The organism is Staphylococcus sp. FSL W8-0305 (assembly GCF_037966415.1).
GTDB lineage: Bacteria > Bacillota > Bacilli > Staphylococcales > Staphylococcaceae > Staphylococcus > Staphylococcus aureus.
Genome location: NZ_CP150198.1, coordinates 2,274,321 through 2,287,427 on the forward strand (window position 1 = coordinate 2,274,321; position 13,107 = coordinate 2,287,427).

The window sequence follows — 13,107 nt, forward strand, 5'->3', positions numbered from 1 at the left end:
CTTTGAAAAAAATAAAAAAGGCAATCATTCCCGCTGCTGGTTTAGGGACTAGATTTTTACCAGCAACTAAAGCGATGCCAAAGGAAATGCTTCCTATCTTAGATAAACCGACAATACAATATATCGTTGAAGAAGCTGCAAGAGCTGGAATTGAAGATATTATTATAGTGACAGGTCGCCACAAACGCGCGATTGAAGATCATTTTGATAGTCAAAAAGAATTAGAAATGGTGTTAAAAGAAAAAGGTAAATCTGAATTACTAGAAAAAGTTCAGTATTCAACGGAACTTGCGAATATTTTTTATGTAAGGCAGAAAGAACAAAAAGGTTTAGGGCATGCGATTAGTTCTGCGCGTCAATTTATCGGCAATGAACCATTTGCGGTATTATTAGGTGACGATATTGTTGAATCTGAAGTGCCAGCAGTGAAACAGTTGATTGACGTTTATGAAGAAACGGGGCACTCAGTTATAGGTGTTCAAGAAGTTCCGGAAGCAGATACTCATCGTTATGGAATTATTGATCCATTAACTAAAAATGGACGTCAGTATGAAGTGAAAAAGTTTGTTGAAAAGCCAGCACAAGGTACGGCACCATCAAACCTAGCTATTATGGGGCGATATGTATTAACGCCTGAAATTTTCGATTATTTAAAAACGCAAAAAGAAGGCGCAGGTAACGAAATTCAGTTAACAGATGCGATTGAGCGTATGAATAATGATAACCAAGTGTATGCATATGACTTCGAAGGCGAACGTTATGACGTTGGAGAAAAATTAGGCTTCGTTAAAACTACCATAGAATATGCATTGAAAGATGACAGTATGCGAGAAGAATTAACACGATTTATTAAAGAATTAGGTTTATAACATTAAAAAGCATAAATGATTCTATATTAATGCAACTTTGTATTCGTACAAGGTTGTATTTTTTTCGCAAACAATTGCTTGCTGAAAGCGCACCATTAAATCTAACCAACACACTATCACAAACATTTATGGATATTTTGTAATTTTATAAAAGCAAACGTAGAATAATGCGATAAGTAATAATGCTATCGTTAAAAATAAGAATGACAATGCAATAAAATCATATTCGAAGCATAGAATTGCAGACATTAAAAATACTGCACTCAAACTGATACATAGCGCAAATATATATGCAATTTGGGTCTTGTGTTTATCTGCAATGGTCGTTTGATTTATAAAAGAGATTAGTGTGAAATCTTTAGTTATTGCGACATAAATGCCTAATATAACCATACTGATACAGAACACGATAGAAAATACGATGTTGACGGTCATTGTTGCACCTTCCCGATAGAATATAATGTACTGTCTTTTAGTGATTGATGCGTTTCTTATATATGTATGTTTCTAAAAAACAGTACGTTTTTATCAATTTTTAATTTATTAGTTGAATGAATGGGGTTATGAAAAAGGAAGTTTTAATCTTTTGTCATGAAATAAATGGGATGAATATCACGACTAGAAGTAATGTTACGAACAGGAGCGTATAAATCTAGAGACGCTAAATTCGACATAGTATGTTGCTCAATTATGGCTGATGATGAATTTAAAGTATGTGCGTTGGAACTGTCGGATTTTTGTTCATAATGTTTTGCATATTGTGCCATGATGAATAGTGTAAAAATAAATAAAACAATAAGAGATATAATGCCCATAATCAAAAGTATTTGTTTAGAGCCTTTCATTATTTCACATCCTTTCTAAAATATATTTGTAACTAAATTTAAAATAGTTATTTTTGTAATTCTAAACCTTTTTCATCGCGAAAACAATTAAATAGGTCGCGGTATTAATTATTATATTATTACCGCTTAATATGAAAAATACATGAAAATTAATTTTCTAATATACTTTTGAAAAATTATTACAAATTAGCCCCTTCAAAACGCGAAAACATAAGGATTCTAGTTTCAAAAGGGCTGATAAGTATAAAATGAAATGTAATATTTCGATGTTTAAAATTTTTAATTAGCTAAAAATCATCGCATTAATTTTTTGAGCTACATCATCAAAATCCGGACATTTTAACGACACATATAATTTAATTTTAGGTTCAGTACCAGAAGGACGTAAAGCGATAAATCCTTCGTCAAATAAGACACGAATAACATTTGACTTAGGAGAATCAATCTGCGACGTTGTATCTTTATCCAACTGATAAACCTCGCTAGTTAAATAATCTTCAATTGCTTTCACTTTCAGTCCTTGAATCTCTTGCGGTGGATTTGAACGGAAATGTGTCATAATTGATTCAATTTTTTTCTTACCTTCTAAACCTTCTAGCGTATGCGAGAATAATGTATCCTCATGTCTACCAACAGTTTGATAAATCTGTTCTAATTCATCTTTCAATGTTTTGCCATATAATTTTAACTCAGAAGCGTATTTTATAATGAGTGGCACAATTTGTACGGCATCTTTATCACGTACAAAAGGCTCTGATAGAAAACCGTAACTCTCTTCAAATGCGAAAATCATATTTTGATGATCGTCCAGTTGTCTTATTTCCTGAGCAATAAATTTAAAGCCCGTCAGCACCTCTTTGTATTCAACATTATTATAGCGTGCTAATGACTTTGTTAACTCACTACTTACAATAGATTGAATCATTAAGCGGTGACGTAATTGAGACGTTTGTTGAATACGATAATTAAGTAACAGCGCACCAATTTGGTTGCCATTAAAATATGTGATATGACCGTGTGCATCACGTTCAGCAATACCAAGACGATCCGCATCAGGGTCAGTTGATATTAATAAGTCTGCATGACTTTTATTTGCAAGTTCGACTGCTTGATCAAAAGCGCGATGATCTTCAGGATTAGCACTTTGAACTGAGCTAAAATTCGGATCAGGTTTACATTGTGCTTCTACAAGATTGAATTGATTGAAATTCAAAGATTTTAATAACTCAGGTACAATCGGAACACTTGTACCATGCAAACTAGTGAACACAACTTGTAAATCAGATTTAGGAATATAGCCAATCATATTTTGAATGTGTTTCATATAGTCATCAGTTACAGATTTCGGGAAAGGCTTGATATAAGATGTATTTTGTTTTGAAATAGGTATATCAATCTGTAATGGATCGCCAACTTCTTCGATATAACGACTTACAAGCTCAGATGCATCGGTCGATAGTTGCGCGCCATCAGAACTATATACTTTAATGCCGTTATAGTCTTTCGGATTATGACTTGCTGTAATCATAATGCCAGCAGTAGTATTAAGATTGCGCACCGCGAACGATAATTCCGGTGTCGTTTTATATGTATCAGGTAAATAAACTATTATTTGATGGTTTGCTAATACATTAGCAATGATTTGGGCGAATTCAGTTGAAAGATGTCTAATATCATAATGAATGACTATTGTTGGATTGTTTGTTTGGGCATTTAAATAACGCGCTAAACCTAATGCCAATTTTTCAATAGTAAACTTATTAAGTCGACCTTCACCAAGACCGAATTTTCCGCGTATACCCGCAGTACCAAACGTTAATTTACTTTCAAAACCTTCTCGCTGTTCAATGTCAGATTGTTGCTCATAAAAATGTTTAACTAAACTATCATTAGCTCTTTTTATCCATAACTCTTTATCCATTGTTGCTAAACATCCTTTCAAAATCTCAGTTAGACTTAATAAAACATGAAAACTAAAGCCCTTACATTTATGTAATGAATTATAAAGAAATACGCCCCAAAAGTAAAAAAACACAGCCCCAAGACAATACTTTTCACAAGTATTATATAATAGATGTGTATGAAAATGCATGGAGTAGAGCGTTCATGTGAATGTAAAATATTAATTTTTAATATTGATTTATATATAGTTTTGTAATTTTTGATAGAATAACAATTAAGATGATTTTAAATTGAAGGGTGAGTCTTATGAAAAAAGTAATCAATGTAGTAGGAGCTATTATTTTTTCTGATAACAAAATTCTTTGTGCACAGAGAAGTGAAAAAATGAGTCTGCCTTTAATGTGGGAATTTCCTGGCGGTAAGGTTGAAAAGAATGAAACTGAAAAAGACGCTTTGATTAGAGAAATTAGAGAAGAAATGAAATGTGATCTAATTGTTGGAGACAAAGTTATAACTACAGAACATGAATATGATTTTGGAATTGTTAGGTTAACAACATACAAATGTACTTTAAACAAAGAGTTACCAACTCTAACTGAACATAAGAGTATTGAATGGTTGTCAATAAACGAACTTGATAAATTAAATTGGGCCCCAGCGGATATACCAGCCGTTAATAAAATTATGACTGAGGGATAATATGAGTAGATTACTAAATGATTTCAATCAATCTTTACATAAAGGGTTTATAGACAAACATATTTCTCATAAAGGGAATTATACACCGAAGCTTTTAGTAAATAATAAAAATGAAAAAGTTCTTTCAACAATTATAGATGAACTTCAAAAATGTGAAACGTTCTATTTTTCTGTGGCTTTTATAACAGAAAGCGGTTTAGCCAGCTTAAAGGCTCAACTATTAGATTTAAGCAATAAGGGTGTTAAAGGGAAAATATTAACATCTAATTACTTAGGGTTTAATAGTCCTAAAATGTATGGAGAATTACTTAAATTAAAAAATGTAGAGGTAAGATTAACCGATATTGCTGGATTCCATGCCAAAGGATATATTTTTGAACATAAGGATTATAGTTCTATGGTAATAGGAAGCTCTAATTTAACATCGAATGCGTTAAAGGTTAATTATGAGCATAATGTTTTACTGTCTACTATGAAAAATGGGGATTTGGTTGATAGTGTAAAAAATGAATTTGACTTGTTATGGCAAAACAGTACCCAACTGACTCAGCAATGGATTAATTCATATAAAGAATCATTTGAGTACCGCTCCTTAGAAAAATTGGCGGAGGTTGAACAAACTCAAATGCTGCTAGCTGATAAGGTGAAAAAATCAGTGGAAATTGTACCGAATTTAATGCAAGCAGAAGCATTAAGGTCATTAAAAGCTATTAGGGATAAAGCCAAAGATAAGGCGTTAATAATATCTGCAACTGGTACAGGTAAAACGATTTTATGTGCATTAGATGTTAGAGAAGTAAACCCTAATAAATTTTTATTTATTGTTCATAATGAGGGAATTTTAAATAGAGCTAAGGAAGAATTTAAAAAAGTATTACCTACAAAAAATGATAGTGATTTTGGATTGTTGACAGGCAAACATAGAGATGTCGATGCCAAATATTTATTTGCAACAATTCAAACATTATCTAGAGATGATAATTTTAAGCAGTTTGATGAAAAAGAATTTGATTATATTGTTTTTGATGAAGCACATCGTTCTGCTGCATCTACTTATCAACGAGTATTTAATTACTTCAAACCTAAGTTTATGCTGGGTATGACTGCAACACCAGAAAGATCAGATGAATTAAGTATATTTGAAATGTTTGATTATAATATTGCTTATGAAATAAGGTTACAAGCAGCATTAGAAAGTGATATTTTATGTCCATTTCATTATTTTGGTGTGACTGATTATGTACATCAAGGTATTAAAGAAGATGATGTAACTAAACTGAGATATTTAACTTCTGATGAAAGAGTTAATTATATTATTCAAAAGACAGATTACTATGGATATTCAGGTGAAATTTTACAAGGATTAATTTTTGTAAGTAGCAAAAAAGAAGCTTATGATTTAGCGGATAAACTAAGTTCAAAAGGGATTAAAAGTGTTGCTTTAACAGGAGACGATAGTGTTAATTATCGCCAAATTGTAATAGAAAAATTAAGAGAAGGTAAGATTAACTATATTATAACTGTAGATCTATTTAACGAAGGTATTGATATTCCAGAAGTCAATCAAGTTGTAATGCTGAGACCAACTGAGTCTAGTATTATATTCATTCAGCAACTTGGTAGAGGGTTAAGAAAAAGTTCAAATAAAGAGTATGTTACAGTAATTGATTTTATTGGTAATTATAAGACAAATTATTTAATTCCGATTGCGCTTTCTGGGGATCAATCGCAAAATAAAGATAATTATAAGAAGTTTTTAACGAATAACGATTCGATTAATGGAGTATCTACAATTAATTTTGAAGAAGTTGCTAAAAAACAGATTTACAATTCATTGGATGCAGTATCATTGAATCAAAATAAATTAATATTAAAAGCTTATGAAGAAGTTGAAAATAGATTGGGACACATGCCGTTACTAATGGATTTTATACAACAACATTCAATAGATCCAAGCGTTATATTTTCTAAATTTAGTAATTATTACGAATTTTTAGTAAGGTATAAAAAAATAGATGCTTTATTGACGGAAAATGAATCTAAAAATCTGGTTTTCTTTTCAAGACAAATAGCACCTGGATTGAAAAGAATCGATAGTATAGTTTTAGAAGAACTTTTAAAAAATGAATTAACATATGATGAATTAAAAAATAAAATGTTGAACGAAGTTAAGGATATAACAGAAGATGATATAGATACTTCATTAAGAATTTTAGATTTTTCATTTTACAACGCAGGAATTGAAAAAATCTATGGAAGTCCCATTATAGAATGTAATGAAAGAATGATAAGACTAAGCGATGCATTTACTAATGCTCTAAGTAATCAAACATTTAAAATATTTTTAGAAGATCTTATTGAATTATCAAAGTATAACAATGAAAAATACCAAAAAGGTAAAAATGGACTGATTTTATATAATAAATATTCAAGAGAAGATTTTAGTAAAATATTTAATTGGAGTAAAAATGGTTCGTCTGTAATCATGGGATACATGATAAGAAGCCAAGAAATGCCAATATTTATCACTTATGATAAGCATGAGGATATAAGTGATAGCACAAAATATGAAGATGAATTTTTAAGTCAAGATGAATTAAAATGGTTTACTAAATCTAATAGAACGCTAAAATCAAAAGAAGTTCAGAAAATTTTGTCCCATAGAGCAAAAGGAATTAAAATGTATATTTTTGTACAGAAAAAAGATGATGATGGTATATATTTTTATTATTTAGGAACTGCTGGATATATAGAAGGTTCAGAGAAGCAAGATAAAATGCCGAATGGTTCAAACGTAGTAACTATGGATTTAGCACTCGATAAAGCTGTCAGAGATGATATATATCGCTATATAACAAATTAATGTAAACCGAAAAATGAATGTTAGTAAAGATGTATTTAAACATCAATTTTAACAAGTAAAGACATTGAGTTTCAGTGTTATTATTTTAAATATAAGCGCAATTTATCTTAATTAATTAGTTGGTTAGGCCAATAAAAATTATAAAGATATTTGCGCTTTTTTAAATAATTTGTGATGTTAATATGTGAAAAATACAACTAACAATTAAAAGCCACGAGGATTTAATCATAAAATTTCCTCTAGTATTATTAATATTGGAATTTGAACTTAACTTTGCATCAAAAATAAAAATGGGGATGTGAAATGATGATTCATTCAAAAAGGTTGAAAATGTGTCTATGCTTGATAATACTATCTGTTTTTATAGGGGCTTGCGGAATGAAAAAAGAAGAAAGTAGTAAAGATAAACAAATTAAAGAAAACTTCAACAAAACGTTGAGCCTGTATCCAACTAAAAATCTTGAAGACTTTTATGATAAGGAAGGATTTCGTGACGAAGAGTTTGATAAAGGAGATAAAGGCACTTGGATTGTTGATTCTGAGATGGTAGTTGAGCTGAAGGATAAAAAAATGGAATCTAGAAGTATGGTGCTCTATATAAATCGTAATACTAGAACAACGAAAGGTAATTTTATTGTTAGAGAATTGTGGGAAGATAGTAAAGGGTATGCACAAAGTAAAGATACAAAATATCCAGTGAAAATGGAACATAATCGAATTATCCCAACCAAACAGATAGCTGATGATAAATTAAGAAAAGAAATCGAAAACTTTAAATTTTTTGTACAATACGGTGACTTTAAAGATATTAATGATTATAAAGATGGTGACATTTCATATAATCCAAATGTACCTAGTTATTCAGCAGAATATCAATTGAGTAACAATGACTACAATGTGAAGCAACTTAGAAAGAGGTATAATATACCAACTAAGAAAGCACCTAAATTATTAATAAAAGGTGATGGTGATTTAAAAGGATCATCTATAGGACACAAAAATTTAGAGTTTACCTTTGTAGAAAACAAAGAAGAAAACAAAGAAGAAAACATCTATTTTACGGATAGTATTAATTTCAAACCTACTGAATAGGGTTAATAGAAGTTTGGAATGAAAATTCCATAAAGTGTTCAAAATAATTTTTCTTTAGTTGTAAATATTAAAAACTGAGTCAGTATTAAAAATATAAGGTGGAGAAATGATGATTCATTCAAAGAAATTAACGCTCGGTATATGTTTGGTATTACTCATTATATTGATTGTAGGTTATGTCATTATGACAAAAATAAATAGTCGAAGCGCCCAAATTAAAGACACATTTAATCAAACATTAAAATTATATCCAACCAAAAATCTCGATGATTTTTACGATAAAGAAGGCTTTCGAGATCAAGAATTTGACAAAGGAGACAAAGGTACATGGATAATCAGCTCTGAAATGAATATTCAATTAAAGGGAGAAAGTTTAAAATCAAGAGGAATGATTCTATATATGAATAGAAATACAAAAAGGACAACAGGTTATTTTTTTGTAAGTGAAACAAAAGGAAAAACGTATGAAAAAGAAAAAAATATCCAGTCAAAATGGAACATAATCAAATTATCCCAACGAAGCCAATACAAGATGACAAGTTGAAAAAAGAAATTGAAAACTTTAAATTTTTTGTACAATATGGCAATTTTAAAGATATTAATGATTATAAAAATGGTGATATTTCATATAATCCTAATGTGCCAAGTTATTCCGAAAAATATCAATTGAGGAATGATGATTATAATGTGCAACAGTTAAGAAAAAGATATGACATACCAACGAAACAAGCACCGAAAATGTTATTAAAAGGCGATGGTGATTTAAAAGGCTCATCTGTAGGGTCTAAAGAGTTAGAATTTACTTTTGTAGAAAATAAAAAAGAAAACATCTATTTTTCTGATAGTATTAATTTCAAACCTACTGAATAGAGTTAATAGAAATTTGGAATGAAAATTCCATTAAGTGTTAAAAAATTTTTCTCTTTAGATGTATAAATTAAAGATTGAGTCAGTATTAAAAATATAAGGTGGAGAAATGATGATTCAATCAAAGAAATTAACGCTCGGTATATGCTTGGTATTACTCATTATATTGATTGTAGGTTATGTCATTATGACAAAAACAAATGGTCGAAACGCCCAAATTAAAGACACATTTAATCAAACATTAAAATTATATCCAACCAAAAATCTCGATGGTTTTTACGATAAAGAAGGCTTTCGAGATCAAGAATTTAAAAAGGGTGATAAAGGTACTTGGATAGTTAATTCTGAAATGGTAATCGAGCCAAAAGGTAAGGATATGGAAACGAGAGGAATGGTGCTCTATATCAATCGCAATACTAGAACCACAAAAGGGTATTATTTTATAAGTGAAATGACAGATGACAGTAACGGCAGACCAAAGGATGATGAAAAAAGGTATCCGGTAAAAATGGAACATAATAAAATCATACCAACGAAGCCACTACCGAATGACAAGTTAAAAAAAGAGATTGAAAACCTTAAGTTCTTTGTACAATATGGCAACTTTAAAGATATTAATGATTATAAAGATGGTGATATTTCATATAATCCTAATGTACCAAGTTATTCGGCAAAATATCAATTGAATAATGATGATTATAATGTCCAACAGTTAAGAAAAAGATATGATATTCCAACCAAACAAGCGCCGAAACTATTATTGAAAGGTGATGGTGATTTAAAAGGATCATCAGTAGGATCAAAAAATATAGAATTTACCTTTGTAGAAAATAAAGAAGAAAACATCTATTTTACGGATTCTGTACAATATACTCCAAGTGAGGATACAAGGTATGAGTCAAACTGAATATCAAATAAAACCTGATAATATAACAAGTAACTCTGAAGAAACAAGTTCGATATCTAAAGTGAGCTGTGAAATATAGGTAGTCATTTCAAAAAATTTAAAGGTGAATTTGATAATGTAGCTCAAGGAGATTGGGTTAAAAAGGCGAAGAATGAACTGGATGATATTAGTAAGAAATTAAAAAATATTCAAAGAACGGAAGTTTAATATTCTAGCCGATTCCTGAAACTAAGACAGCGTGTGTTCATTCATGCCATTATCAATATAAGCACCACAACAAAAAAGCTTCTAATGTGATACAGGAACCTCATATTCCGTATCATGTTAGAAGCTTTTAATGTCTAAAGAACATCTACATTTTATCATATTTTCTGACTTATTAAACTTTTATATAATTAACTATTTCTTAATTTTCCAAAATAGTGATAAATTTGTGAAATGCATCACAAACCCCTTTATTTATTTAGAAATTCATGTAATATTAGACTTGTAAGAAGTTAATAAATAGAGAGAGACGAGAGAGTTTATATAAATAATATATAAACATTGGAGTGATGATTATGAGAAAAGAGATTGAAGCGCTTATTTTCTCAGACGTAAGTAGCTATGATATTTACGTGAACACTGGTGTAAATCAAGGATTAATTGGTGACATCAAAGATGGTTACCTAACTATTGATTCTATGCCTTACATTGATGCTGAGCGTTTGTATCACTTTGCTATGGAACGTAAATCGTTAGTCACTAACTAGTTCTTATTGCCAATGATTACTACCCCTAGTCGGCGGCAATTGAAGTGTGATTGATGTAACTTGCCCTCGTTGGTGAGCAATTGAGGGCAGACCCCTTTAATTAAGTAAACCCTAACTCCCCACAAATCTGGAACGATACTAAAAGCCACGTCCTATATTGGATGTGGCTTTAGTCATGTCTATATTGAATTTTAGTATGATTACCTACAAGATTATATATAACTGTATCATGTCCACGATATATAAACGAAATGATATTAGAATCCTTCATTTTCAACTTGTTTGAAATTACGTTTAATGCCATTGTATGAATACACAACATTATACAGTTTCACTTGGGCATCATGTGCACTTGAGAAGGGCATTCTTACATCATCTAATTTTTTGATTTCGTGTCGAAATGCTTTCTCGGCTTTTTGTCTTTCTGCAAGCGACATACTTAGCCATTCTTCTTTGCTAAATAAATCCTCGAATCTAAAATCAAATGCAGTTCTTTTACTTTCTGCTCTCAGTGCTAACACACGCTCATGATATGTCACAATAACTCCCCCATTTCTAACAGCCTTGCCATTGTTTACTAATACTTATAACTTTAGTACTAACTTTCGACTTTTACAATAAAGAATTGACAATTTTTCAACATTTTTAAAAATAAAAAATATGAACAACGATTATTTGTATATTTTGAATAACTTAAAAATGTACTTTATCAGTGTAAATAAATCGAGTTAGTATAACCAGAATATGAATTGTGATACGCTTTTTAAAAGTATAAATAGTAATATGTACTTATGATGTACCCTAAAAAAATAAAAAGAATCAAAGGAGTCGATCATTATGACAGTATTAACAGATAAAATAGCAGTAGTTACAGGTGCAGGTAGTGGTATTGGAGAAGCAATTGCAACATTACTACATGAAGAAGGGGCGAAAGTTGTCTTAGCCGGTAGAAATAAAGATAAACTACAAAATGTGGCGAATCAATTAGCTCAAGATAGTGTGAAGGTAGTGCCAACTGATGTAACGAAAAAAGAAGAAGTCGATGAATTGATAAAAATGGCACAACAAACATTCGGTGGTTTGGATATTGTCATCAATAGTGCGGGGCAAATGTTGTCGTCTAAGATTACTGATTATCAAGTAGATGAATGGGATAGTATGATTGATGTTAATATCAAAGGCACTTTATACACGGCAAAGGCTGCATTACCAACTATGTTAGAACAATCAAGTGGCCATCTTATTAACATTGCATCTATTTCTGGCTTTGAAGTAACGAAAAGCAGTACGATTTATAGTGCGACGAAAGCGGCAGTTCACACTATTACTCAAGGATTAGAAAAAGAGTTGGCAAAGACAGGTGTTAAAGTAACAAGCATTTCTCCAGGAATGGTTGATACAGCAATAACTGCCACATACAATCCAACAGATCGTAAAAAACTTGAGCCACAAGATATTGCAGAAGCAGTATTATATGCATTAACACAACCAAAGCACGTTAACGTGAATGAAATTACAGTGCGTCCTGTATAAAAAGGTGTTTGAGGTGTGGGAGGTAGGCATTTAATGTAATAGCTATCGGTTTTGTTAATATTAGTAAGGCAATAATGATATAAAAGCATGATAGGAAATTATTCCTTGCACAATTCTCAGTAACTGGTGATTTTAACAATCGAGTGAGTGAAGGCGACGATATTAGTGCTATGATTTATAATCTATAATGTTCATAATTACAGAACTATAAAAACTTTTTCATTTTCCACCACATTTTAGGAGTTGCTTTAATGACCAAAAAACATGTTTTTATAATTATTGGTGTTATTTTATGTATATGTATAGTTGCTACAGTCATTTATTTAAAAGTGAAATATGACGAAAAAGAAAAGCAAAAATCAATTTATTATAAAGAACAACAAGAGCGTATTACACTCTATCTCAAGCATAACACTAAAGAACCGAACACGATCAAATCTGTACATTTCACAAGTTTAAAGACAGGACCTATGGGCGATGCCGTAATTGAAGGTTACATCAATGAAAACAAAAAAGCTGATTTTGTTGCATATGGGTCTCCAGAACATCATTATCAATTTGGTGGAAGTTTGATCAAAAGTAAAAATTTAAGCACGTTATTAAAACCAGCACATCAAACCAAATCACCTGATGAGATAAAAAAGGAATTAGAGTCTAAAAAGAACGACCGCTAAAACTATGCGGTCGTTTTAATTTTGCTTTCAAGTTAATCATACTTACACATAAAAATGAAAAGTTGAATTTTTAGTACAATTTCCACTGAATTTATCTGTTAACC

Annotated in this window: 13 protein-coding genes and 2 pseudogenes; 9 read left to right on the forward strand and 6 right to left on the reverse strand. The window is 30.6% G+C overall.

Annotated elements, in window-relative coordinates; genetic code table 11:
* Positions 1–2 precede the first annotated feature (2 nt).
* Positions 3–869 carry a UTP--glucose-1-phosphate uridylyltransferase GalU gene (gene galU, locus NST10_RS10970; protein WP_000721337.1) on the forward strand — a complete coding sequence of 289 codons (867 nt, stop codon included), beginning with the start codon at positions 3–5 and terminating at the stop codon, positions 867–869.
* 126 nt (positions 870–995) lie between these two features.
* Here galU and NST10_RS10975 read toward each other — a convergent pair whose 3' ends face one another.
* From NST10_RS10975 to NST10_RS10985, 3 genes are all read right to left on the reverse strand, one after another.
* On the reverse strand, positions 996–1,304 hold the full coding sequence (locus NST10_RS10975) for a hypothetical protein (RefSeq protein WP_001573690.1): 309 nt from the start codon (positions 1,302–1,304) through the stop codon (positions 996–998).
* 143 nt (positions 1,305–1,447) lie between these two features.
* Positions 1,448–1,714 carry a SaeRS system activator ScrA gene (gene scrA / locus NST10_RS10980; protein ID WP_000678764.1) on the reverse strand — a complete coding sequence of 89 codons (267 nt, stop codon included), beginning with the start codon at positions 1,712–1,714 and terminating at the stop codon, positions 1,448–1,450.
* A 283-nt stretch (positions 1,715–1,997) separates the two neighbouring features.
* Positions 1,998–3,806 (reverse strand): phospho-sugar mutase, encoded by a 1,809-nt coding sequence (locus NST10_RS10985; RefSeq protein WP_001793882.1) that lies wholly within the window; start codon positions 3,804–3,806, stop codon positions 1,998–2,000.
* 116 nt (positions 3,807–3,922) lie between these two features.
* Here NST10_RS10985 and NST10_RS10990 point away from each other — a divergent pair, with 116 nt between their 5' ends.
* The 5 genes and pseudogenes from NST10_RS10990 to NST10_RS11010 all read left to right on the forward strand — a co-directional run bounded on the left by NST10_RS10990 (position 3,923) and on the right by NST10_RS11010 (position 10,044).
* Positions 3,923–4,315, forward strand: coding sequence for a (deoxy)nucleoside triphosphate pyrophosphohydrolase (locus tag NST10_RS10990; RefSeq protein ID WP_000755954.1), 393 nt, complete (start codon positions 3,923–3,925; stop codon positions 4,313–4,315).
* 1 nt (position 4,316) lies between these two features.
* Positions 4,317–7,178 (forward strand): DUF3427 domain-containing protein, encoded by a 2,862-nt coding sequence (locus tag NST10_RS10995; RefSeq protein ID WP_000088715.1) that lies wholly within the window; start codon positions 4,317–4,319, stop codon positions 7,176–7,178.
* A gap of 303 nt (positions 7,179–7,481) precedes the next feature.
* On the forward strand, positions 7,482–8,270 hold the full coding sequence (locus tag NST10_RS11000) for a tandem-type lipoprotein (protein WP_339209822.1): 789 nt from the start codon (positions 7,482–7,484) through the stop codon (positions 8,268–8,270).
* Between the two features lie 106 nt (positions 8,271–8,376).
* Positions 8,377–9,140, forward strand: a pseudogene (locus NST10_RS11005) (tandem-type lipoprotein).
* Positions 9,141–9,249: 109 nt separating this feature from the next.
* Entirely contained in the window at positions 9,250–10,044 is a 795-nt protein-coding gene (locus NST10_RS11010; RefSeq protein WP_000616191.1) for a tandem-type lipoprotein, read from the forward strand.
* 3 nt (positions 10,045–10,047) lie between these two features.
* Here NST10_RS11010 and NST10_RS11015 read toward each other — a convergent pair whose 3' ends face one another.
* On the reverse strand, positions 10,048–10,170 hold the full coding sequence (locus NST10_RS11015; protein WP_031788452.1) for a hypothetical protein: 123 nt from the start codon (positions 10,168–10,170) through the stop codon (positions 10,048–10,050).
* 434 nt (positions 10,171–10,604) lie between these two features.
* Here NST10_RS11015 and NST10_RS11020 point away from each other — a divergent pair, with 434 nt between their 5' ends.
* Positions 10,605–10,796, forward strand: coding sequence for a hypothetical protein (locus NST10_RS11020; protein WP_001224379.1), 192 nt, complete (start codon positions 10,605–10,607; stop codon positions 10,794–10,796).
* A gap of 138 nt (positions 10,797–10,934) precedes the next feature.
* Here NST10_RS11020 and NST10_RS11025 read toward each other — a convergent pair.
* Positions 10,935–11,118 (reverse strand): annotated as a pseudogene (locus NST10_RS11025) (hypothetical protein).
* Positions 11,054–11,335 (reverse strand): single-stranded DNA-binding protein, encoded by a 282-nt coding sequence (locus NST10_RS11030; protein WP_000220932.1) that lies wholly within the window; start codon positions 11,333–11,335, stop codon positions 11,054–11,056. Before NST10_RS11030 ends, NST10_RS11025 begins: the two are co-directional and overlap by 65 nt.
* 298 nt (positions 11,336–11,633) lie before the next feature.
* On the opposite strand from NST10_RS11030, the gene NST10_RS11035 reads away from it, so the two are divergent.
* Both NST10_RS11035 and NST10_RS11040 read left to right on the forward strand, forming a co-directional pair.
* The gene (locus NST10_RS11035; protein WP_000217452.1) at positions 11,634–12,329 is read left to right on the forward strand and encodes an SDR family oxidoreductase; all 696 of its coding nucleotides are present in this window, start codon (positions 11,634–11,636) and stop codon (positions 12,327–12,329) included.
* A 251-nt stretch (positions 12,330–12,580) separates the two neighbouring features.
* Positions 12,581–13,003: a DUF1433 domain-containing protein gene (locus NST10_RS11040; protein WP_000162204.1), complete on the forward strand. Its 423-nt coding sequence runs from the start codon at positions 12,581–12,583 to the stop codon at positions 13,001–13,003.
* Positions 13,004–13,107: the final 104 nt, after the last annotated feature.